Source organism: Bacillus sp. EKM420B (genome assembly GCF_011065565.1).
GTDB classification, from domain to species: domain Bacteria; phylum Bacillota; class Bacilli; order Bacillales; family Bacillaceae; genus Bacillus; species Bacillus velezensis.
The window spans coordinates 251,781-272,863 of record NZ_JAAMNX010000001.1 but is presented as its reverse complement, the minus strand read 5'-3'; the positions used below and the strand labels follow the sequence as shown (position 1 = coordinate 272,863).

General features: G+C 47.4%; 24 protein-coding genes and 1 riboswitch. Of the genes, 7 read left to right on the top strand and 17 right to left on the bottom strand.

Going from position 1 to position 21,083, the window contains the following annotated elements; all coding sequences use genetic code 11:
* Nucleotides 1-3: 3 nt before the first annotated feature.
* From G9F48_RS01455 to G9F48_RS01410, 10 genes are all read right to left on the bottom strand, one after another.
* The gene (locus G9F48_RS01455) at nt 4-612 is read right to left on the bottom strand and encodes a CotO family spore coat protein (protein ID WP_070081637.1); all 609 of its coding nucleotides are present in this window, start codon (nt 610-612) and stop codon (nt 4-6) included.
* Nucleotides 613-709: 97 nt separating this feature from the next.
* On the bottom strand, nt 710-1,486 hold the full coding sequence (gene fabI / locus G9F48_RS01450) for an enoyl-ACP reductase FabI (protein WP_003155001.1): 777 nt from the start codon (nt 1,484-1,486) through the stop codon (nt 710-712).
* A gap of 130 nt (nt 1,487-1,616) precedes the next feature.
* Complete coding sequence (gene thiD / locus G9F48_RS01445) at nt 1,617-2,429, bottom strand: bifunctional hydroxymethylpyrimidine kinase/phosphomethylpyrimidine kinase (RefSeq protein WP_070081636.1); 813 nt, start codon at nt 2,427-2,429, stop codon at nt 1,617-1,619.
* A 22-nt stretch (nt 2,430-2,451) separates the two neighbouring features.
* Nucleotides 2,452-3,462, bottom strand: a complete 1,011-nt coding sequence (gene thiF / locus G9F48_RS01440) for a thiazole biosynthesis adenylyltransferase ThiF (RefSeq protein ID WP_165408910.1) — start codon at nt 3,460-3,462, stop codon at nt 2,452-2,454.
* The gene (thiG, locus tag G9F48_RS01435) at nt 3,459-4,229 is read right to left on the bottom strand and encodes a thiazole synthase (RefSeq protein ID WP_165408909.1); all 771 of its coding nucleotides are present in this window, start codon (nt 4,227-4,229) and stop codon (nt 3,459-3,461) included. The genes thiF and thiG overlap by 4 nt, the downstream gene beginning before the upstream one ends.
* Entirely contained in the window at nt 4,226-4,429 is a 204-nt protein-coding gene (gene thiS / locus G9F48_RS01430; protein WP_003155008.1) for a sulfur carrier protein ThiS, read from the bottom strand. Before thiS ends, thiG begins: the two co-directional genes overlap by 4 nt.
* Entirely contained in the window at nt 4,426-5,535 is a 1,110-nt protein-coding gene (gene thiO / locus G9F48_RS01425) for a glycine oxidase ThiO (protein WP_165408908.1), read from the bottom strand. The genes thiS and thiO overlap by 4 nt, the downstream gene beginning before the upstream one ends.
* Nucleotides 5,519-6,136 carry a thiazole tautomerase TenI gene (gene tenI, locus G9F48_RS01420; protein WP_061890947.1) on the bottom strand — a complete coding sequence of 206 codons (618 nt, stop codon included), beginning with the start codon at nt 6,134-6,136 and terminating at the stop codon, nt 5,519-5,521. Before tenI ends, thiO begins: the two co-directional genes overlap by 17 nt.
* Nucleotides 6,114-6,821, bottom strand: a complete 708-nt coding sequence (gene tenA / locus G9F48_RS01415; RefSeq protein WP_003155011.1) for a thiaminase II — start codon at nt 6,819-6,821, stop codon at nt 6,114-6,116. Before tenA ends, tenI begins: the two co-directional genes overlap by 23 nt.
* Nucleotides 6,822-6,909: 88 nt before the next feature.
* A riboswitch (TPP riboswitch) is annotated at nt 6,910-7,018 on the bottom strand.
* 53 nt (nt 7,019-7,071) lie between these two features.
* Nucleotides 7,072-8,916 carry a monovalent cation:proton antiporter family protein gene (locus G9F48_RS01410; protein WP_102421730.1) on the bottom strand — a complete coding sequence of 615 codons (1,845 nt, stop codon included), beginning with the start codon at nt 8,914-8,916 and terminating at the stop codon, nt 7,072-7,074.
* A gap of 227 nt (nt 8,917-9,143) precedes the next feature.
* On the opposite strand from G9F48_RS01410, the gene prpE reads away from it, so the two are divergent.
* Nucleotides 9,144-9,893 (top strand): bis(5'-nucleosyl)-tetraphosphatase PrpE, encoded by a 750-nt coding sequence (gene prpE, locus G9F48_RS01405; RefSeq protein ID WP_146276515.1) that lies wholly within the window; start codon nt 9,144-9,146, stop codon nt 9,891-9,893.
* A gap of 32 nt (nt 9,894-9,925) precedes the next feature.
* Here the strand turns inward: prpE and G9F48_RS01400 are convergent, their stop codons facing one another.
* From G9F48_RS01400 to G9F48_RS01385, 4 genes are read right to left on the bottom strand one after another with little or no spacing between them, the layout of a single operon-like run.
* Nucleotides 9,926-10,819, bottom strand: coding sequence for an RluA family pseudouridine synthase (locus G9F48_RS01400; RefSeq protein WP_165408907.1), 894 nt, complete (start codon nt 10,817-10,819; stop codon nt 9,926-9,928).
* 14 nt (nt 10,820-10,833) lie between these two features.
* Nucleotides 10,834-11,634 (bottom strand): NAD kinase, encoded by an 801-nt coding sequence (locus tag G9F48_RS01395; protein WP_003155018.1) that lies wholly within the window; start codon nt 11,632-11,634, stop codon nt 10,834-10,836.
* A 17-nt stretch (nt 11,635-11,651) separates the two neighbouring features.
* Nucleotides 11,652-12,287 carry a GTP diphosphokinase gene (gene yjbM, locus G9F48_RS01390; RefSeq protein WP_003155019.1) on the bottom strand — a complete coding sequence of 212 codons (636 nt, stop codon included), beginning with the start codon at nt 12,285-12,287 and terminating at the stop codon, nt 11,652-11,654.
* A 27-nt stretch (nt 12,288-12,314) separates the two neighbouring features.
* Nucleotides 12,315-12,680 carry a UPF0738 family protein gene (locus tag G9F48_RS01385; protein ID WP_070081630.1) on the bottom strand — a complete coding sequence of 122 codons (366 nt, stop codon included), beginning with the start codon at nt 12,678-12,680 and terminating at the stop codon, nt 12,315-12,317.
* Nucleotides 12,681-12,804: 124 nt separating this feature from the next.
* Between G9F48_RS01385 and G9F48_RS01380 the strand changes: the two genes are divergently transcribed.
* From G9F48_RS01380 to G9F48_RS01360, 5 genes are all read left to right on the top strand, one after another.
* Complete coding sequence (locus G9F48_RS01380) at nt 12,805-13,380, top strand: CYTH domain-containing protein (RefSeq protein WP_165408906.1); 576 nt, start codon at nt 12,805-12,807, stop codon at nt 13,378-13,380.
* A 4-nt stretch (nt 13,381-13,384) separates the two neighbouring features.
* Nucleotides 13,385-14,071 (top strand): lytic transglycosylase domain-containing protein, encoded by a 687-nt coding sequence (locus tag G9F48_RS01375; protein ID WP_070081628.1) that lies wholly within the window; start codon nt 13,385-13,387, stop codon nt 14,069-14,071.
* Between the two features lie 228 nt (nt 14,072-14,299).
* Entirely contained in the window at nt 14,300-14,698 is a 399-nt protein-coding gene (locus G9F48_RS01370) for a globin domain-containing protein (protein WP_003155023.1), read from the top strand.
* Nucleotides 14,695-15,597, top strand: coding sequence for a protease adaptor protein SpxH (gene spxH / locus G9F48_RS01365; RefSeq protein WP_003155024.1), 903 nt, complete (start codon nt 14,695-14,697; stop codon nt 15,595-15,597). The genes G9F48_RS01370 and spxH overlap by 4 nt, the downstream gene beginning before the upstream one ends.
* A 285-nt stretch (nt 15,598-15,882) precedes the next feature.
* The gene (locus G9F48_RS01360; RefSeq protein WP_165408905.1) at nt 15,883-16,050 is read left to right on the top strand and encodes a hypothetical protein; all 168 of its coding nucleotides are present in this window, start codon (nt 15,883-15,885) and stop codon (nt 16,048-16,050) included.
* Nucleotides 16,051-16,087: 37 nt separating this feature from the next.
* On the opposite strand, the gene pepF is transcribed toward G9F48_RS01360, so the two are convergent.
* The 3 genes from pepF to mecA form a co-directional block, all read right to left on the bottom strand.
* Nucleotides 16,088-17,917: an oligoendopeptidase F gene (gene pepF, locus G9F48_RS01355; RefSeq protein WP_003155028.1), complete on the bottom strand. Its 1,830-nt coding sequence runs from the start codon at nt 17,915-17,917 to the stop codon at nt 16,088-16,090.
* Between the two features lie 227 nt (nt 17,918-18,144).
* Nucleotides 18,145-19,305, bottom strand: coding sequence for a competence protein CoiA family protein (locus G9F48_RS01350; RefSeq protein WP_165408904.1), 1,161 nt, complete (start codon nt 19,303-19,305; stop codon nt 18,145-18,147).
* Nucleotides 19,306-19,455: 150 nt separating this feature from the next.
* Entirely contained in the window at nt 19,456-20,112 is a 657-nt protein-coding gene (gene mecA, locus G9F48_RS01345; RefSeq protein WP_003155032.1) for an adaptor protein MecA, read from the bottom strand.
* Nucleotides 20,113-20,387: 275 nt separating this feature from the next.
* On the opposite strand from mecA, the gene G9F48_RS01340 reads away from it, so the two are divergent.
* The gene (locus G9F48_RS01340) at nt 20,388-21,044 is read left to right on the top strand and encodes a TerC family protein (protein WP_003155033.1); all 657 of its coding nucleotides are present in this window, start codon (nt 20,388-20,390) and stop codon (nt 21,042-21,044) included.
* Nucleotides 21,045-21,083 lie beyond the last annotated feature (39 nt).

Here is a 21,083-nt window from a genome sequence, read left to right as displayed (position 1 = left end):
TGGTTAAAATCCAAGCGGATGCAGCGAAGTGATATCGTCTATTGCGAGTTCTGCCGGCGCTCCGTTGCTTGTCGTCCGCAGGAAGATCGCATTATTTTTTCTGCCGACGATTACGCCTCTGTAGGTTTTCCCGTTGGCTTCTATCAGACAAAGGGTCCGCGGCATATTATGCGGCAGCTTCGTTAAGAAATCAATTTTTTCAAGAATGGACATTCTGCTCATCGGCTTTTTCACGCGCTTTGGCGGAACCTTTTCCTCTGGGGCGGCATTGTGAACCGCTTCAGGCTCTTTTTCAGCGGCATCAGGCTCTTTTTTAGCCGCGTCAGGCTTGGCAGTGTCCTGCTCCGCTTGCGCCGGAACTTCTTGAACGGCTTCTTCTGAGCGGCTGTGCTGTTCAGGTACTTGCTTTTCTGGTTCGACAGCCACTGCTCCTTCAGGCTGAGTTTTACATTCTTCCTCCCGCTTTCCATGCATCGGCTCTTCTTCCGGCGGCTGCGGCGCTTTCCTTTTTTTGATTAATATGTCCTGCATTGATGATTGCGTGTCTGAATAATCCGCCTGAACAATATACATGAGCGGTTTTTTTTCCGCGTTTCTGTTTTGTTTTGACATCTTCATCCCTCCGATTCTGTCATGTTTTATTTATATGACGGAATGATTAAAATCAGAAGAAAGAAAAAAGCAATCCCTGAAAGGGACTGCTTGTTATTTAACGTGCGGTAATGTGGAATCCTGAATCCACGTGAAGATTTTCGCCCGTGATGCCTCTTGACAGGTCACTGAACAAGAATGCAGCCGTGTCGCCCACTTCTTCAGGTGTTGTCGTGCGGCGCAGCGGCGCTCGCTCTTCAATTTCTTTCAGGATAGAGTTGAAATCACTGATTCCTTTTGCAGACAGCGTACGGATCGGCCCTGCTGAAATGCTGTTGACGCGGATGTTTTCTTTTCCTAAGTCAGCGGCTAAATATCTCACGCTCGCATCAAGAGACGCTTTTGCCACACCCATTACGTTATAGTTTGAAACGACGCGCTCTCCGCCGAGGTAAGTGAGTGTAACGATGCTTCCGCCTTCAGTCATAATCGGACGCGCCGCTTTTGCGACCGCTGTCAGAGAGTAAGAACTGATGTTATGCGCAAGCAGGAATCCTTCGCGGTTCGTATTTAAATATTCGCCGACAAGCTCTTCTTTGTTTGCGAACGCGATGCAGTGCGCGATGCCGTGAATCACGCCGACCTGCTCTTTAATGCTTGCAAAGCAAGTTTCGATCTCAGCGTCATTTGTCACATCACACGGAAGGATGATGGAATCATTTCTTTCTAATGTAGCCGCAAGGTCATGAACTGATTTTTCCAAGCGCTCTCCCGCGTAAGTGAAAATGAGGCGCGCTCCGGCTTCATGCAGCGAACGGGCGATTCCCCATGCGATACTGCGTTTATTGGCAACGCCCATCACAACGATGTTGCGGCCTTCAAGTGAGAAATTCATATGTATAAAGCCTCCTGTAATCGTCTTAAAGACATAGTTTTAGTACCTGATCTTAATTTTTATCATATCATAACCTTGTCCAGATTGAAAGCATGGGAAAAAGACCGCGAATGTTGAAGCGGCCTCTTTTTTATCTCGTCTGCAGACTGTTCCTTTTAAAGGCAAAATGATTGGTCGGGCCGTGTCCCGCTCCGATGCCGAGCGTATGTTCCACGGCTTCCCGCACAAAATTGACGGCTGTCTCAAACGCGGTCTGAATGTTTTTCCCCTTTGCCGTTTCCGCCGTCAGCGCGGCTGCGAACGTGCAGCCTGTTCCATGGGTGTGTTTCGTGTCAATATAAGCGTGGCTGATTTGGGTAAAAGACGAACCGTCAAATAATAAATCAACGATTCTCCCCTGTTCAGGCTGATGTCCGCCTTTTATGATGACATGCTTTGCCCCAAGCTTGCAAAGGCGTTCGGCCGCTTTTTTCCGGTCCTCAAACGTGCGGATTTCCATCCCCGTCAATACCTCAGCTTCCGGAACATTCGGCGTCACCGCATAGCTGCGCGGAATTAACAGCTCTTTTAACGCGGCCTGAGATTCCTCACGCAGCAGGGAAGCGCCTCCTTTGGCAATCATGACGGGATCGGTGATGAGATGATCAAGCCCGTACTGATCCGTTTTTTCCGCAATTTCCGCAATCATTTCCGCGCTCCACAGCATTCCCGTTTTTACAGCGTCAGGCCGCAAATCTTCCGCCACCGCGTCAATCTGGCTGCCCAGCGCCTCCCGGGTGAGCGGATAAATGCCGTGAACGCCCAACGTGTTCTGGGCGGTTACCGCTGTAATGGCTGACATTCCGAAAACGCCGAGCTCCTGAAAGGTTTTGAGATCCGCCTGTATACCGGCGCCGCCTCCTGAATCTGATCCGGCAATCGTCAATGCTTTGCATATGCTCATGATGTTTTTCGCTCCTTTCGCATTATCCGATCCATTTATGATAAAAGGATTTCGCTCTGCTGATATCACTTGTGCCATGTATTAATGCTCTGCCGTCACGAAACAGTACCATCTTGAAATTGTCTGTGCAAAACGAAATTAAATACGGGTTGGCTGAAACATCAAGCCCTGCCCGTCTGAGCTGTCCCGCAAGGTTTTGCAGATCAAACTGTTCGGAAATCCCCGTTCTGATCTGCACCGTGTTCCGCCCGCACAGAACCGCCGCTTTTGTCTGATTTTCATAGGATAAAAACGGAAAATCGTTTGTGCCGCAGCTTGGGCAATCAGCCGACTTAAGACGGGCGACGTTTATTTCTGACCGTTCATTTTTCCATAAATCAAAGGAACGGAGAACATGCTCGATAGATCCGCCCGTTAACAGCTTCAGCGCATCTGCTGCCTGAAAAACGGCCGTCTGCAATACAGCCGGGCTGATGATTCCCGCCGTATCACATGTCATACCGCCTAAGGGCAATGTCTCAAGCAGACAGTGAAAGCACGGCGTGACACCGGGAATGACGGTAAAAGAGAGCCCGTAGCTGCCGACACAGGCGCCGTACAGAAAGGGAATCCCTTTCTGCACAGCAGCATCGTTCACAATCAGTCTCGTTTCAAAGTTGTCGGCGGCATCCACGATGAGGGAGGCGTCACGAATCAATCCGGGTGCGTTTTCCGCAGTAACATCCATGACAAATCCCTCGACCTCTACATCGCTATTTATAGATCGAAGCCGTTTTTCAGCCGCCGCGGCTTTCGGCATTTCCTGTCTGACATCGTCTTCGGTATAAAGCTGCTGGCGCTGGAGATTACTCCACTCCACATAATCTCTGTCAGCGATCGTTACCTTCCCGACCCCTGCTCTGACAAGCATCTCCGCACTTGCCGTCCCAAGCGCACCCGCGCCGATAATCACGGCATGAGACGCCCGGATCTTCTCTTGGCCGGAGGGACCGATCGGCTGAAACAGCTCCTGTCTGGAATATCTGTCCGTCATACCGGAAGACCGTCTCGCGGACTGCTTGCAGTTCCGTAATCTTTCACCGGAATTCTCCCGGCTTCATAAGAAAGACGGCCCGCTTCTACGGCAAGCTTCATCGCCCGGGCCATTTTGACCGGATCATCAGCGCCTGATACAGCGGTATTTAACAGCACGCCGTCAGCCCCGAGCTCCATCGCGTAGGCGGCGTCTTTTGAAGATCCGACGCCGGCATCGACAATGACCGGCACCTTCGCCTGTTCAATGATAAAAGAAAGATTCAGCGGATTTAAAATTCCCTGACCGGAACCGATCGGCGAAGCGCCCGGCATAATGGCATGCACTCCGAGCTCCTCAAGATGTCTTGCGAGCACGACATCGTCTGACGTATACGGAAGCACGATAAATCCCTCTTCGAGCAGCTGTTCTGATGCTTTCAGCGTTTCAACCGGATCAGGCAAAAGTGACCGGCTGCATCCGATGACTTCTACTTTTATCATGTCACAAAGCCCTGAAGCTTTGGCAAGCCTTGCGATTCGGACCGCCTCTTCAGCCGTTGCGGCGCCGGCCGTATTCGGCAGAAGCGTGTATTTAGACAAGTCAAGCTGTTCGAGAAAGTTAGGCTGAGACTCTTCAAAGATGTTCATCCGCCGCACCGCAAAGGTTAAAATATCTGATTCCGAGACGGCCACCGCCTCTTTCTGAATCTCAAAACTCGGATATTTTCCCGTTCCTAACAGCAATCTTGACCGAAACTGTTTACCGCCTATTGTTAACATCCTCATCCGCCTCCTACAAAATGGACAATTTCTATGACATCACGGTCACACAAACTTGTATTTTCATAATTCTTTTTTTCAATGATTTCTTTATTTCTCTCCACAACTACGATTCTTTGATCAAGCTGGTACGATTCAAGCAAATCCTGAACCGTCCCCTCTTTTCGATTCCAATCAATTTGTTTTCCGTTCAGCTGAAGGATCATATATGAACAGCCTCCTTGCGATCGATTCGAAACGCTTCTTCCCATTCCCGTTTGACTTGTTGCCCCAAGATCATATCCCGCACCATTACAGCCGTTGCCGGCGCCAACAGGATGCCGTTCCGAAAATGGCCGGCGGCGAAGATGATGCCGCTGTCTTCAGGATGCCGCCCGATAAACGGCTTGCCGTCTTTTGTTCCCGGCCTGAGCCCCGCCCAAAACCGGTCTATTTTCATATGTTCGATGGCGGGAAGCATGGTTTTCGCTTTTGCAATGACGGCCTCAATTCCTCCGATGTCAGGCGTATCGCTCCAGTCACCCTGTTTCATCGTGGCGCCGATGACAAGCCGGCCGCTTTTTCTCGGGACGACATAACAATGATCATGGTAAAGGGTTTTGGTCAGCGGGGTATCGTCATTCCACACGGAAAGGCATTCTCCTTTCACAGGAAAAAAAGGCTGTCCCAAGCCGAGCTGGCTGAAAAACCGGCCGCTCCATACACCGCTTGCAACTGCAACTTTGTCAGCATAAACATCCCCGCCGGACGTTGTGATGCAGTATTCTCCGTTCACCCGTTTTACGGAAGTGACTTGTGTATGCTCATATATGTCAGCGCCATAGCGCCGCGCCCCTTTTGCATACGCTTTGCAAACATAGTACGGTTCGACATGGACATCGTCTTTTATAAAACTGGCGCCGAGAATGTCTTTTGAAGCGTAAGGCTCTTTTTCAAGGGCATCTTCCGCTGAAAGCCAAGTGACGGAAGGCAGATCATCCATCTTCCGTAAACGGGCGATATCTTCTTCGGTATACGCCAGTTTAAGCATTCCGCCGTTATGGCGCCTGATGTCAATGCCGCAAACTTCCTCAAGCTCTTGCCCCGCCGCTTCATACAGCCTTTGACTGTGCATGGCAAAATCAAAAAACGCATCCCGTTTTTCACATTCCGCATGAGCGCCCAGCATTCCCGCGGCAGCGCTTGTCGTTTTTCGGCCGACTTCTCCGGCTTCAAACAAGACAACGTTCTGCTGCGTCTTCGCCAGCTCATAAGAAATGGCGCACCCGATAATTCCGCCGCCGATCACCGCCGTATCATAGTGTTTCTTCATAATCGGCCTCCCTTACCGCGCGTGCATACCGTTTTGCCGCCTCCTCAGGATTTTCAGCTGAGAAAATGCCTGACATGACGGCAATTCCGTCCGGCTTCGCCTGCTTTGTGTGTCCGATCGTCTGCAGTGTCATTCCGCCGATTGCGATAACGGGGATGGAAAGCGTGCGTTTGATCTCTGAAAGCAGGCTGATGCCTCTTGCTTCAAGTCCTTGTTTACATTCGGTTTCAAATATATGGCCGAACACCACATAGTCCGCATCTTCCTTTTCAGCTTGGATGGCTTCTTCCAGCGAATGGACCGAACGTCCGATATGAAGATGGGGAAATCTGCTTCGCACCTGCTTTACGGAAAAGCTGCGGGACGGAAGCTGAACACGGTGTATGTTGGCAAAAAGCGCGATATCCGCCCTGTCATTGATGATCAATTTGTCCTTATCCGCTCCGCCCTTTTTCAAAAGGGACAAAAGCTGCATAATCTCTCCCGCTGTTTTATCCCGCTCACGGATATGGATAAAGCTCACTTCGCGCTGAATCGATAGAATATCCTCGGCCAGCTCGGCAACGGGTTTGCGATTATCAGTTACCGCGTGCAGCTCCAAAGGATTCCACCTCTTTTCCGTCCTTCTCGGACCAGCCTTCTTTTTGATAAGCCATTCCCCAAAATTGATATTCATAATAGCTTGAAATCACAAAATTCTCTTTCATTTTCGCGCGGATTTCCTCTGTGCTGTTTTCAGCAATCTCGTCAAAACGGCTGATCTGTTCTTCGACCTGCTGTCTGAACCAGTCTCCGCCGTATGTACCGATCCATTTTTCATAAATCGGATGCTCCGGTTTGCACTCTTTTAAGTGTTCGCCGACTTCATAATAAAGCCAATAACAGGGCAGAAGCGCAGCTAATATTTCTCCAAAATTGCCGCTCATCACCGATCTGTACATATGAGACGTATAAGAATAGGCGGTCGGTGCCGGTTTAAATGCCGCACGCTCTTCTTCCGTAATTCCTAAAAGCTCCGTAAACTCGCGGTGCAGCGCCATTTCCGCTTCATATGTCCCTTGAGCGTGGCCCGCCATCCTGCCCGTCGTAAACAAGTCTTCGGCATATGCGGCGCCGAACGCCTGAACTTTTGCAAAATGCGTCAAATAGTAGGAATCTTGCAGCACGTAATAACTGAAACGGTCAATCGGCAGGCTTCCGTCACCGATTCCCGTTACAAACGGATGAACAAAACTTCCGTCCCACCATTCGGCAGCCGCCTGTCTGCATTCTTCAGAAAATGTCATCATGTCTTCCCCCCCTGATAAAATAAAAAAACCACTTTCCCGCATCGGAAAAGTGGTTTGGAATTTAAATGGATAAAAGGAACCCCAAAAAAATACCGCTCCACTTCCCTACGCAGGTCTGAACCTGTTCAAGTTATGAGGGTCTAAAAGTCTCACTTTTATCTCAGCCCTTATGAAGGACACCCCTAGTGGTCATACGATTAATGATTTATTTGTTATGCCTTCTATATTATCACGAATTGGAATTTGGTCAAGCTTCAAGGACTTTTCTCAGTTCCGACACGTAGTTGCGCGAACCCGTGACGATGAGACGGTCTCCTGTTTTCAGCCGCGTATCTCCGTGCGGAACGATGCTGTCCACACCTCTGAAAATCCGGACGAAAATCACATCGCCCATCAGCGGAAATTCCCGCAGAATGATGCCGTTATACGCCGGGTTTTCCAGATTGATCTGATATAACGAAGACTCCTCATTCGTCAGGAGGCTCATCACGCCCGGCGCCTCAATTAACGCGCGCAGCAGCGTTTTTGTAGACAGAAGGATAGAAAAAATACTGATGCCCTCTTCTTTCAGTTTTGTTTCATGCTCAACCGAGCCGACGCTTGCGATGATACGCTCAGTCCCTTTCTCTTTCGCTAGTAAGGCGATTTCAGCGTTCACATCTTCATTTCCCGTCGCCACGACAAGAATATCCGTTTTAAAAATACCGTGCGACTCAAGCGTGCCGGGCTCGTAATCAGAAATCGTGTCAACCGAAAAAACGGATTCCGCAAGCGTTTCCCCGGCATTTTCCTGATACACATGGACGACCCGTACTTCATATTCCTCCTCTGGCAATTCCAGCGTAACCGGGAGCGTCATTTGGTTGGCGCCGATAAATGTGATGCGCTTTTTTTCCTGCGGCGCGCTTTGCCGTTTGAATAATTTCTTAAAGCCGATCGGCGTGATGATGCTGGCAATAACCGCAACTAAAGTCAGCGCGCCGGACATATTGGCGCTGATAATGTGGAGCCTTTCTCCGATCGTAGCCGCTGCGATAACAAGCGACAGCGTGGACGTCAGCAAAAAGCCCGAAGCAAACACGGTTCTTTTGTCGTACCATTTCTTTAAATAAAACACCGGGAACATTTTGCTGATAAACAGCGCAAGCAGAAGAAGCGGAATCATCGTTAATGTTTTCGGATCTTGGAAAAGCGTCCAAATATCCAATTTCACCCCGACCATGACGAAAAAGATCGGAATTAAAAACCCGTAGCCGAAGGAATCCAGCTGTTCCACCATTTCTTTATTCGGAGACAGAAGCGATACCAGAACGCCTGCCAAAAACGCGCCGAGAATATTTTCCGCCCCGAGAGATTCCGATAAAGCGACAAGCACGATAATCAGTGTGAAAATGGCTCTCGTGCCGATCTGCACGGTGCCTTTAGACATCGACTGCACAAATGAACGGTGTTTAAAGATCCTGCCGAAGAAATACAGCACGACCCCTGCGGCAAAGAGAATCAACAGAAGCCACATATTTCCGCTGTCTTCTCCGTAAAGAGAAGAGAAGAAAGCGAGCAGAATCATTGTAGCCAAGTCCGCGATAACGGCGACAAGCAGGATGATCTGGCCGATATTGGAGTTCATGATCCGTTCTTCTTTTAAAGTCGGGACCACCACACCGAGTGATATCGTCGAAATAATAAGCGTCATTAAAAATGCGTTTTGTATAAAACCGGCTAATACAAAGGCATAGGACAGCAGCAATGATAAAATAAAGATGCCGAAAAAGATAATCAGTGCGGCAGAAAACGTGTTGGGCGCTTCCTTGCCGTTCGGAAGGAATTGTTTTTTCTTCCCTTTCTCAAATGAAGAAAAATCAATTTCCAAGCCGCTTAAAAACATTAAAAAGATAAAGCCGAGAACAGACAGCGTCTCCAGCCACGTGTCTCCCTGAACGACAAGATTCAGGCCGCTTTTTCCGATAATAAGCCCCATGATGATCTCCGCGACGACGACGGGGATGCTGAGCTTAAACCGATGTAAAAGGAGCGGCGTCAAAAAAGCGACGATCAAAACGACGACTAAAGATGCGACTGATGTGTGTTCCATTTGTAAATACCTCCTTAAAACAAGGGTTATAAAAGCCCGCTTTAAGCGGGCGAAACCTTACTTTTTTTTAAAAACATAACGCATATTCTAACAAGGCTGAACGCGAAAAAAAAGTGATAAGGCTTTATTTCTTTAATTCTTTTTTAATTTGTGCAAAAACAGCGTAATTAGGTATAGGAATTAGCCCCATAATAAATAAAAAACCGTTAATAAGGAGGCTGACACGAATGGCTTACGACATCATCAGCGATATACACGGATGTTATGACGAAATGATCGCCTTAATGCAAAAGCTCGGATATGAAGTGAAAGACGGAACGCCCGTCCATTCTGAAGGCAGAACGCTTGTCTTTGCGGGGGATTTAACGGACAGAGGCCCAAAATCCGTAGAAGTGATGCGTTTTGTGGCAAAAGCATATGAAAAAGGAGCCGTCCGTTATGTCCCGGGAAATCATTGCAACAAACTGTATCGTTACTTAAAAGGAAACCCCGTAAAAGTGATGCACGGACTGGAAACGACGGCAGCCGAACTGAAAGAGCTGTCTCCCGCCGACAGAACGGAAGTCTCCGGACAATTTATCCGATTATATGAGTCAGCGCCGCTTTATGACATTTTACATAATGGCGATCTCGTTGTCGCCCACGCCGGCATAAAAGCTGACGATATCGGTAAATACTCGCGTAAGGTAAAAGAATTTGTTCTGTACGGCGATATTACGGGTGAAACGCATCCCGACGGCAGACCCGTCAGAAGAGACTGGGCTGCCGACTATGAAGGCAAGGCGTGGGTTGTGTACGGCCATACCCCGGTAAAACGCCCCCGGATCGTCAACCATACGATCAACATTGATACAGGCTGCGTCTTCGGCAATCAGCTGACAGGCTTTCGTTTTCCGGAGCATGAAACCGTCTCTGTGGAAAGCTCAATGCCCTATGATGCTTCACGATTTCGCGAGGATCACGGCAGGCAGGCATGAAAAAAGCCCGAAACCGATAAACGGTTCGGGCTTTACATGTGTTCAATTAATGTTTTCATATCGTCAGGCACCGGGGCGTGAAAAACGAGCGTTTCTCCGGTCATGGGGTGTACGAATGAAAGCCGCTCACTGTGAAGAGCCTGCCGGGCAATTCCCTCATTTTTTCCGCCGTACAGTGTATCACCGACTAACGGATGGCCAAGGTAGCTCATGTGCACCCGGATTTGATGCGTCCGCCCCGTTTCCAGCCGCAGGGCTGCAAGCGTAAACGCATGTCCCGCTTTTTCCGTTTGAAAATGCGTCACCGCTCGTTGTCCATCCGGCGTTACCATCCGCTCAATAATACTGTCGTGTTTTCTTCCGATGGGCGCGTCCACCGTTCCTTCCTTCTGCGGCATGATCCCGTGTACGACAGCGAGATACCGCCTGCTGACAAGCCCCTTTTTCTGCGCTGCCGACAAAAGAGAATGGGAAAGCCGATGTTTGGCGATGAGCATCGCCCCCGATGTATCCCTGTCAAGGCGGGTGACAAGATGAACCGTTGATGGCACGCCGCTTTTTCGGTAGTGGCTGATCACTCCGTTAGCGATGCTTTCCGACGGGTGTTCTCTTGATGGAATTGAGGAGACATACGGCTGTTTATTGACCACAAGCACATGGTCATCTTCATAAAGAATATCAAGCGGAACCGGCTCAGGCAAAAGCGTTTCACTCACATGCTCCTTCGGAAATTCAATCTTAAGCACGTCTCCCTCCGCTAACACGGTGCGGACGGTTACATGCTCTCCGTTCACAAGCAGGTCTCCCCCGCCGAATTTAATGTCAGCGAGAAGCCGCTTTGAAATGCCGAGCTGCGCCGTATATTCTTTTACCGTCATGCCGGCTTCCCGGGCAGTCATGTTCTTTTGGATAAAAAAGTTGTCCAATCCGTTTCCTCTTTCTATTCGCCTTTTCCGATAAAGGAATCCTGCACCCTTTTCCAAAACGGAAAAGGGCGGAATCTTGCAAATCTGACTTTTTCATTTGCCACACGGCATAGAATGGACTTGACATCCTTATGCAGCAAGGTTAAATGATCAATTGTGACTTGAAAGTCTACGTCGTTTCTCGGTTTGATGACACAGTTATGATGATCGGGAAGCAAAAGCGGCGAACCGACAGTCCTGAACACTCTGTTGTTGATGGATGCCATTTCGGCAAGCTGAATCGCCCTGATGGAAGGGTGGATGATCGCGCCGCCTAACGCCTTATTATAAGCCGTGCTTCCGGAAGGCGTGGACAGACATAAACCGTCTCCCCTGAACGTTTCAAACAGCTGGCCTTTAATTTCCACGTCCGCCACGAGACTGCCTTCTATGCTTTTGATCGTACATTCGTTCAAAGCCAGATACCGCTCCTCACGCTCTTCATCATGATAAGTGACAATCACCTCAAGAAGGGGATACTCCACGGTATGATACGGCGTTTTGGCGATGGCCAGAACGAGCTTTTCTATCTCCTGCGGAACCCAATCGGCATAAAAACCCAAATGCCCCGTGTGAACTCCGACAAAAGCCGTTTTATCAAGACGGTCGCTGTACCTGTGAAATGCGTAAAGAAGCGTTCCGTCACCGCCGACGGAAATAACGATTTCCGGCTCTTTTTCATCCAAGGTCATATCAAAATCGAGTAAATACGCCTGTATTTTGCTTTTCAGTGTATCTGAAACCTCGTCTCCTTTTGAAGAAACGGCAAATTTCATGCCATTCCCCTCCTTTCCTACTGGCGGTCTCCCGCTTTTTTCTTTCGCGAGAACGCGGCTTGGGCTTCCTGGATTTCTCCGCGGATTTCTGACATTTCTTCATCGAGCCGGGATGCGGCTTCTGAGGCCCGCTGCAGCCTCAGCTTCACTTTTTCGGGAATGTTCCCGCTGTATTTGTAATTCAGTGAATGCTCAATGGTTGCCCAAAAGTTCATGGCAAGCGTCCGAATCTGTATTTCCACAAGAACGTGCTTTTCTCCGGACGTTGTTTGTAAAGGATATAAAACGACAAGGTGGTAAGACCGATATCCGCTTTCCTTATGCTCTGCTATGTAATCCCGCTTATCGACAACGGTAAAATCTTTTCTGGCAAACAGCATATTTTTGACGATCTGGATATCATCGACAAATTGGCACATAATACGCAGCCCCGCGATATCCTGCATCGTTTCAATCTGATGAAGCGGTATGCTTTTTCGTCTCGCTTTTTCAAGTATGCTCGCCACCGGCTTCACGCGGCCAGTCACAAACTCAATCGGTGAGTGGTCATCTTCATACTCATAAAGGGTTCTGACGCCTTTCAGCTTCACCTTTAATTCTTCAACAGCCTGGCGGTATGGCGCTAGAAATTGCTCCCATTGTTTGTCATCCATCGTACATCCCCCAATTCCGAACCTGTTCTAAAGAAATACGTTTTTCACTTTTTCTTCCATATCTCCGTAGTTTGCATTATCTTTAATATTTTCAAGAAGATAATCGAGTTCTTCATGCAGCCCTGAAAGTTCAACCGTTTTCCCGCCGGCCTCAAGGACCGCCGGTTTTCCTTGGTCTAAGGCTTCTTTCAGATCCGGCCAGACATGTTCTTTTATAATGACATATTCAAAAGAGTCAGCTGATTCAAGTATGTATACAAAAGCAAAGTGATCGGAATCAACAAGCATTTGACCTGAGGCTTTGCGTTCCGCTCCGCTTAAGTCTTCTCCGCACTTCAAGCGGAGCGCGTCTTCTGTTAATGATGCATTCTGGATTTCAATTCTCTTTTGCATAATGTTCTCCTTTTTTAACAAAGTACAGCATTTATTTTATCATATCAAGGTCGATATTGATAAACGTAACCTCTAAAGAGATAATGGGAATTATACAATTTTTCGTCCTGAAAGGAAGACTGTCATGACCCAAGAAATAGAAATTGAATTCAAAAACCTGCTGACAAAATCAGAATTTCTGAAGCTGAGTGAAGCACTCTGCATGAAAGAACATGATTTTAAACAGCAGGTCAATCATTATTTCGACACGAAAGATTTTTCCCTGAAACAAAAAAAATCAGCACTCCGCATCCGAGAAAAAGACGGCTCGTTCGTTCTGACTTTAAAAGAACCTGCCGCGGTCGGTCTGCTGGAAACGCACCAACAGCTTGCGGCGGCACCGGATCTTGACGTCTTCAAGATTCCGGATGGCCCCGTCAAACGGCAGCTGGACGGTCTAGGAATCCGTTCAGAACACATTTGCTGCTTCGGAACGCTGTCGACCGCACGCGCGGAAAAAGAATCAGAAAAAGGCTCAATCATTTTAGATCACAGCCGATATTTAGAGAAAGAAGACTTTGAATTGGAATTCGAGGCTGCTGACTGGGATGAAGGAAAACGGGCGTTTGAACAATTGCTCAAGCAATTCGGCATCCCAGAGCGGATCACGAAAAATAAAATCCAGCGTTTTTATGAACAGAAACAAAAAAAGGTGGAATGACACAGTGAATATAACGAATTGGGCGGCCCTTCTCCAGCTGCAGTCAATGGCGCTGCAATCAATCTCTCATACAAGCACGGCTTCAGGCGGACAATCTTCAGAAAGCCCGCTTGCCAATTTCAGCGCGCTGCTCAGCCAGTATACGGACACAGCCGTACGGCAGCAGCCGGAATCGGGAATTTTAAACGGTGTGCGGACCGCTCACGCTTCATATTCACCGAGAATTCCCGTTTCATCCGGTACCGCGGCTGCTTCACAGACCGCTTCCGCGGGCATAAAGTCTCCGGATGCGGCTTCTGATATCAGCACCGGAAACTTTTCAATAGACAGCGCCATTCAGAAAGCGGCCGAAAAATACGGAGTGGACGAAAAGCTGATCCGCGCGGTTATTAAACAGGAATCAGGCTTTAATCCGAAAGCTGTCAGCGGTGCGGGGGCAATGGGACTGATGCAGCTCATGCCTTCCACGGCAGAATCACTCGGGGTGTCAAACCCGCTTGATCCCGTCCAGAACGCTGAGGGCGGCACAAAGTACTTAAAGCAGATGCTCACGAAATACGACGGAAATGTATCTCTCGCGTTAGCCGCCTACAACGCAGGCCCCGGCAACGTAGATCGGTACGGAGGCATTCCGCCGTTTAAGGAAACACAGCAATATGTCAAAAACATAACCCGGCAGTATTACGCGTAAACCAGAGAGGCTTCCTTCGCCCTCTGGTTTTTTTGCGGAGTGAAATCTTACACATGAATGAAGGCGATGTGATATGATATGAAATACAAGCGCCTGACAGAAAGGCACTTTGTTTGTAGAAATAAAATGTTATTGCTAAAATATACAGTAACTGAAGATAGTAAAACTGAAAGATAAATTCGCAATGGGAATTATGATTCCTATTAGCCATATAAAGGAGTAGTCAACATGGGACAATCGTTTAACGCACCATATGAAGCGATTGGAGAGGAACTTCTATCGCAACTTGTTGATACTTTTTATGAGCGTGTCTCGTCTCATCCCTTGCTGAAGCCGATATTTCCAAGTGATTTGACTGAAACGGCCAGAAAACAAAAGCAATTTTTAACCCAGTATTTGGGCGGACCTCCTCTTTATACTGAAGAGCACGGACATCCCATGCTCAGGGCAAGGCATCTCCCCTTTCCGATTACGGACGAGAGGGCTGATGCGTGGCTAAGCTGTATGAGCAAAGCGATGGATCAGGTCGGGCTGGAGGGCGATATTCGTGAATTTCTGTACGGGCGTCTGGAACTGACGGCCAGGCATATGGTAAACCAGTCAGAAGCGGAGGATCGATCATATTGACGAATTATCAGCATGAGCAATACTTCGCCCATTGCCACGGACATCCAAAAAAACCGCTCGAAATTTACATGTTTGTCGACCCTTTATGTCCTGAATGCTGGTCGCTGGAGCCCGCCATAAAAAAATTAAAAATCAAATACGGACGTTTTTTTACCCTGCGGATCATTGTATCCGCGAGCATTACATCGCTGAATAAGCAAAAGCGGAAAAAACACCTTCTTGCCGAAGCTTGGGAAAAAATTGCGAACCGTTCCGGGATGCCCTGTGACGGAAGCCTTTGGCTTGAGCAGGATCAGCCTCTTTCATCGCCCTACCTTGCCGCACTCGCTTTAAAAGCGGCCGAACTGCAGGGAAGAAAAGCGGGTATTCTGTTTCTCCGCAGCATGCAGGAAAGCCTGTTTGTCTCCAAGCAGAATATTACGGATGAAGACGTTCTTTTAGAAATTGCCGAAAAGACGAAATTGGATGTTGAAGAATTCAAGCGCGACCTCCATTCGCAAAGCGCGGTAAAAGCGCTTCAGTGCGATATGAAAATCGCGGCGGAAATGGACGTCACCGTCAACCCGACATTGACGTTCTTTAACAGTCTGCATGATGATGAAGGGCTGAAGGTTCCCGGCAACTATTCTTATGACGTATACGAAGAGATCTTATTCGAAATGCTCGGGGATGAACCGAAGCCTTCTGAAACGCCGCCTTTGGAATGTTTCATTGAATATTTCCGGTTTGTCGCATCGAAAGAAATCGCACTCGTTTATGATTTGAGTCTAGAAGAAGTTGAAAAAGAAATGAAAAAACTGGCATTCGCCAAAAAGGTCGCCAGAGTGGAAGCAAAGCACGGTCTGTTTTGGAAATCTCTGGCCGGCACCCAGGAGGATGTCACCTGTTGTGACCATTAAAAAAAGCTGATTCCTTACGGAGCCGGCTTTTTTTGTGCAAATAAAGAAACCGCGCCGGGATAAGCGCGGTTTCATATGTCTTAACGACAACAAAGGGGATGGGAGAAATTTTTCACGGTCAAACAAAGGGGTAATGTTTGTTTGTGATCAATTTCACATCCTTATCATATCAAATCTTGTCGAGTTTTGACAAGCCATAAGATTAATGTTCATATTTTTGTCACAAAACATAACTGACTGCTTGTTTTCATAGAATATATCAATCATAAACAAGGAGGGAAATCAATGCTCCGCACCGTATTGATCATCGGAATGATTATGTTTTTCTTCTTTTTAAACCTGCTGGCTATGATGCACATGCTGCCGATTTACATTACATCTCCCCTGCTGTTTCTGTCCATATTGTTTGCCTTGTACCGGCTGAATCACCGAAAAACGTTTAAGGGGTTTTAGAAAAAGCCTGCGCATCTAATGCACAGGCTTTTTTGAATTACGAAGGGTTCACTTTCGAAAGAAGCTCTTCCATTTCGTTCAGTTTCTCTTCAAACATTTTGCAGGCCGCCTCGATCGGTTCAGGCGATGTCATATCGACTCCCGCTTTTTTCAGTATGTCGATCGGATATTCCGAGCTTCCCGCTTTTAAGAATTCGGTATAGCGCTCCACCGCAGGCTTGCCTTCTTTTAAGATCTGGCTGCTCAGCGCTTGGGCCGCACTGTAGCCTGTCGCATATTGATACACATAATAATTGTAATAGAAATGCGGAATTCTTGACCATTCCAGACTGATTTCTTTATCAATCACCATGTTGTCACCGAAATACTTTTTATTCAAATCATAATAAAGTTCGTTCAGCAGTTCAGGCGTTAGCGGCTCGCCTTCCTGCGCTTTCGTATGAATCAGATGCTCAAATTCAGCGAACATCGTCTGTCTGAACACTGTGCCTCTGAACCCTTCAAGCATGTGGTTGAGCAGGTACAGACGCTGTTTTTCATCCTTTAAGCTGTTCAGCATATATTCACCGAGCAGCGCTTCATTAGTCGTAGAAGCGACTTCAGCGACAAAAATGCTGTAGTTACCGTACGGATACGGCTGATATTTTCTCGTATAGTAGCTGTGCACGGAATGGCCGAACTCGTGAACGAGCGTAAACAGATTATTGACATTGTCATGCCAGTTCATCAAGATGTACGGATTCGTGCCGTATGTACCGGACGAATAAGCACCGCTGCGTTTTCCTTTGTTTTCGTATACATCGACCCAGCGGTTTTCAAGTCCTTCTTTTAAAATAGACGCGTATTCCTCGCCCAGCGGAGCAAGTCCTTTGAGCATATAATCTTTCGCTTCCTCATATGTGACCTTCATTCCCGAATCTTTTACAAGCGGTGTGTACAGGTCATAAATATGGACTTCATCAAGGCCGAGCACCTTTTTCCGCAGGTCAATGTAACGGTGTAATAACGGAAGATGTTTATTGATCGTTTTGATAAGGTTATCGTAAACCTCTTCAGGAATGCTGTTATTGGATAAAGCCGCTTCCCGTGCTGATTTATACTTTTTCACACGGGCGTAAAAATTATCTTTTTTCACAGTGCCGCTGAGTGTAGTCGCCATCGTGTTTTTATACTGTCCGTATGTTTTATATACGGCTTCAAATGCGTTTTTGCGGACTTCACGATTGCTGCTTTCCAGGAAATTAATAAAGTTGCCGTGTGTGATTTGAGTTTCCTTGCCGTTTTCATCCTTAATCGACGGAAACGTAATATCTGCGTTATTTAAAACGCTGAATGTATTGGAAGGTGACGACAGCGCTTCTGAGGCTTCCGCAAGCAGGGCCTCTTCTTGTTCGCTCAGCACGTGCGGACGCTGTTTTGTAATTTCTTCAATTGCATGGGAGTAAAGCTTAAGCTCCTCTTTTTCCAGAATAAACTGGTGCAGCTTGTCCTCCTGAATCGCCAGAATTTCCGGTTCAATGTAAGCAGTCGCGCTGGCAGCCTGAGAATACAGGCTTGCGGCTTTGTCGTTCAGCCCTTGGTAGAAAGAATTTCCCGTATCCTGGTCTGAGCGCATATGTGCGTATGCATAAAGTTTCCCAAGGCGGTTCGTCACTTCATCCTGTGCCGTAAGCGCCGCGTATAAATTATCAGCCGAATGAGCAAGCGTGCCTTTAAAAGAAGATAAATTCGGAATTAATTCTTTAACTGCTTGAAATTCTTTATTCCAGGCCTCATCACTAGGAAAAATATCCTCTAGTCTCCATGTATGCTCTGCCTTTACTTCACTTCTGTCAGGCAGCTGTGCTGCTTTATTTTCCTCAGTCATGGTGATCCCCCTCGTTTTCTTTACTTCAAGCCAATTGAAAAAACGATTGTTTCTCCAAAAACTTGTGTTGTGATTATCTTCCGGCTTTTCACTGCCTTTTGTCAAATCATATGCGGCATATAAGACCGAGCATACCAATAATACAGTGAAAAAACGAAAACAAAATGCTTGTACGCCCCTCACATTCGCCACCACCTTGACGTTAGGGTGAACGAAATGAAGCATTCTCATTCCCCAAAAAAGAGCAGGTCCCGCCGGCGCAGCTCTTCTGCCGTTTGAGGGCGCTTCTGCTGAGATGAGGGCATATATACTTCATTCTCAATTTCCCTTAAAAAATCCTGCAAGCATAAGAAATCAGCATATTGTTTTACCGCCATTCCGATAAGGCTGTCTTGTGAACCATACCGCATCCGGATTTCCTTATGCCTGATTTTTTGCCGTAAATCATGAACCATGCCGGATAATCGGATCGGAGCGCCTTTTTTAGAAAGTTCCGCAAGCCGCAAGTATAAATGGCCCTGCCACACAAAAACGGGACTTGCAAACACAAAGCCCGCTGAAACGGGAATAAACACTTCAGAGGGGAGAAATGGAAATGCAACCTGATGTCTTTCGTAAAAAAGACGCCGGATAAGACCGGCATCTTCTGATAAAAACCGCCCGCTTTTGCTGCGGAAGCCGGCAACGGCACGCCCCCACGAGGAAAGTCTGACGCTGTGCCGCTCTTCCGGATGACAAATGTCTTTCAGGTTTGCTTTGTGAAGAGGGATTGTGGTTAAGCCGGCATAAGAATAGCCGGTGTAAAACGGAGTGATGGAATGCAGCCTGTAAAAGGAGCGGGCGTCGGGGCAGTAAAACATTAAGGAGGAAAATGAATTGACTTCAAAGAACTGCCAGTGAAAAGCAGAAAGCCGGAAAAATTGAGCGGCCATCCGTTTTAACTGTTTTGCCCCGATGATCCAGACCGGCCGGTACCCGGCACTTTTCAGGCCTGCCGTCCGGCTCTTTAAAGAGTCCGCCGAAAGGTTCGCACATTGAAATTCAAAAGCCAGCCTTTCTTCTCCGCTTTCTGCCGTCAAGTCAGGCCGCTGTCCAGCGGAAGTCAGATACGGTTCCAGGCTGACACTGCACCCTTGTGTCTTCAGCCAGAGAAAAAGCTGTCTTTTTCCTTCCAGATGGTATTCGCTTTCAGGTTCGGATTCCCCGGGACACAGCCTGCTTTTTTTATGAGCGAAGTGCGGCAGTTTCTCCCGTCCCAGTTTGATATCAAGCTCACTTTTGCAGACGGGGCAGAACCAGCGTTTCTTTCTCAGCTCCGCCGCTTTTTCCTTTGAATAGCTTCCGGCCAGCTGAATGAGCCGTCCGTCGGCAGTCACAGCACTGAACATGTTGCATCTTCTCCTTTCCTGAATCTTGTTGTATTCAGCAGGAAGAAGGCATAATCCTGTTTGCGGATGAGAGCCGTTATACGGTTTTCAGCCGTTCATCCTGTCATTCAGAACAAAAAAAACCGATTTCTGCTGAGAGAAATCGGTTTGTTATGATGCAAAGTGTTTTTTTATTGTATATAACGCATGATCAGCGATCACCAATTTGCCGTATTCTTCAAGACGGTGAATGCTGACTGATGATTCGTGCGCGTACTCCAACAGGATGCTTAGCTGATTTTCAACCTCTTCATCAGTTTGCTCATAAAAATCTGCATATAAATAATATCGGTCTTCAAACGAATACAAGGTCGTTTTGATTCCGTTAAGATTCAATTTTGATAGCGAGATGAGATCCTCAAAATCATCGAACCGCAAAGTGAACTGAAGCTTTTGCTCCTTATCTTCCCGGCTCTCGGCCTGCTCTTCTTTCTGGAAATCATCAAGTAAAGCATCGAGATTTTCATCTGCCGGCTCTTGTTTTTTATCTTCCGGGATCGGCAGTTCGAGTTTTTGTCCGTCCTTGGAAAGCTGGGCTTTTGTTACGATTATTTCCAGTCCTTTGTCCAATGCCTGAACCTGAATCCAAAGAGGACCCTCGACAGCGAATTCCTCTTCATCATGCACTTCATCCATGACTTCCCAGAACAGTTCTTCACTGCGCTCGCGATTGTACCAGATTTCTTCTCTGTCAAAACCGCGATCTTCAATATCACCATAAGACATATAAAATTTTACAGTATGCTCATTAATTCTTTCTATTTCCATTTTGCCAACCTTCCCTTCTTTATAAGATGTTGAAGGGACATCTAAGCTCCCGATGAATAGTACTTTACTACACTTTACCCATTCCGTCCACATCTTAACCTTATAGAAGACAGCGCAAATTCTTTATATTTCTATTTTATGATAAAACAGTTATAAAAGAAATAAAAAAGCATTTTCACACTGAAAAACAGGCTTTCTCCCGGTTCCCATCATAAATAGCGCACTGCTTCATATATTAGCTGTACAAGCAATCGATCTATAAGCGAGGTGTTACCATGCCGCACGATTACCTGCTGTCCCTTCTGCTTATTATCGGGATTGACCTTATTCTCGGCGGTGACAATGCCGTCGTCATCGCGATGGCCAGCCGGAATCTGGCCCATAAACAAAGACAGCAAGCGATCATCTTCGGAACATTTATTGCAGTCGTCTTGAGAATCGTTCTGACGAGCGCTGCGGTCTATTTATTGAATGTTCCTTTTTTACAATGCGCAGGCGGGGTATTTTTATTGTATCTCGGCTATCAGCTTCTGATTGAGAAGAAAGATGCGCAGCATGTGAAAAGCAGTTCTTCTCTTTGGAAAGCCATCCGCACAATCGTTCTGGCTGATATCTTTATGTCGCTTGACAATGTCATCGCAGTAGCCGGCGCTTCTCACGGTGAGCTGACACTTGTAGTGATCGGTCTCTTCATCTCGGTGCCGATTATTATTTGGGGCAGTAAGCTCGTTCATGCCGCCATGGAAAAAATGCCTTTATTGATGTATGCCGGGAGCGGTCTTCTCGCATTTACCGGCGGTGAAATGATTGCCGGAGACAGCAAGCTGTCATTTTTCATGGCAGAACACGGCATGATACAGATGATGCTGCCGATTTTGACCGTCGTTTTTGTTATCCTCGCCAGTATGATTTACCAGCAGACTGAAAAATAACAAAAAGCCCAAACCGCGATGGTTTTGGGCTTTTTCCAT

Excerpts from the sequence above, each read along its gene's own strand:
- G9F48_RS01380 (WP_165408906.1), top strand. The coding sequence starts at position 12,805 with ATGACCCAAGAAATAGAAATTGAATTCAAAAACCTGCTGACAAAATCA.
- G9F48_RS01340 (WP_003155033.1), top strand. The coding sequence starts at position 20,388 with ATGCCGCACGATTACCTGCTGTCCCTTCTGCTTATTATCGGGATTGAC.
- thiO (WP_165408908.1), bottom strand. The coding sequence starts at position 5,535 with ATGAAGAAACACTATGATACGGCGGTGATCGGCGGCGGAATTATCGGG.
- G9F48_RS01370 (WP_003155023.1), top strand. The coding sequence starts at position 14,300 with ATGGGACAATCGTTTAACGCACCATATGAAGCGATTGGAGAGGAACTT.
- G9F48_RS01360 (WP_165408905.1), top strand. The coding sequence starts at position 15,883 with ATGCTCCGCACCGTATTGATCATCGGAATGATTATGTTTTTCTTCTTT.
- G9F48_RS01395 (WP_003155018.1), bottom strand. The coding sequence starts at position 11,634 with ATGAAATTTGCCGTTTCTTCAAAAGGAGACGAGGTTTCAGATACACTG.
- G9F48_RS01410 (WP_102421730.1), bottom strand. The coding sequence starts at position 8,916 with ATGGAACACACATCAGTCGCATCTTTAGTCGTCGTTTTGATCGTCGCT.
- pepF (WP_003155028.1), bottom strand. The coding sequence starts at position 17,917 with ATGACTGAGGAAAATAAAGCAGCACAGCTGCCTGACAGAAGTGAAGTA.
- thiG (WP_165408909.1), bottom strand. The coding sequence starts at position 4,229 with ATGAGGATGTTAACAATAGGCGGTAAACAGTTTCGGTCAAGATTGCTG.
- yjbM (WP_003155019.1), bottom strand. The coding sequence starts at position 12,287 with ATGGATGACAAACAATGGGAGCAATTTCTAGCGCCATACCGCCAGGCT.
- G9F48_RS01385 (WP_070081630.1), bottom strand. The coding sequence starts at position 12,680 with ATGCAAAAGAGAATTGAAATCCAGAATGCATCATTAACAGAAGACGCG.
- prpE (WP_146276515.1), top strand. The coding sequence starts at position 9,144 with ATGGCTTACGACATCATCAGCGATATACACGGATGTTATGACGAAATG.
- fabI (WP_003155001.1), bottom strand. The coding sequence starts at position 1,486 with ATGAATTTCTCACTTGAAGGCCGCAACATCGTTGTGATGGGCGTTGCC.
- mecA (WP_003155032.1), bottom strand. The coding sequence starts at position 20,112 with ATGGAAATAGAAAGAATTAATGAGCATACTGTAAAATTTTATATGTCT.
- G9F48_RS01455 (WP_070081637.1), bottom strand. The coding sequence starts at position 612 with ATGTCAAAACAAAACAGAAACGCGGAAAAAAAACCGCTCATGTATATT.
- tenA (WP_003155011.1), bottom strand. The coding sequence starts at position 6,821 with ATGACATTTTCTGAAGAATGCAGACAGGCGGCTGCCGAATGGTGGGAC.
- G9F48_RS01350 (WP_165408904.1), bottom strand. The coding sequence starts at position 19,305 with ATGTTCAGTGCTGTGACTGCCGACGGACGGCTCATTCAGCTGGCCGGA.
- thiD (WP_070081636.1), bottom strand. The coding sequence starts at position 2,429 with ATGAGCATATGCAAAGCATTGACGATTGCCGGATCAGATTCAGGAGGC.
- thiS (WP_003155008.1), bottom strand. The coding sequence starts at position 4,429 with ATGATCCTTCAGCTGAACGGAAAACAAATTGATTGGAATCGAAAAGAG.
- thiF (WP_165408910.1), bottom strand. The coding sequence starts at position 3,462 with ATGACGGACAGATATTCCAGACAGGAGCTGTTTCAGCCGATCGGTCCC.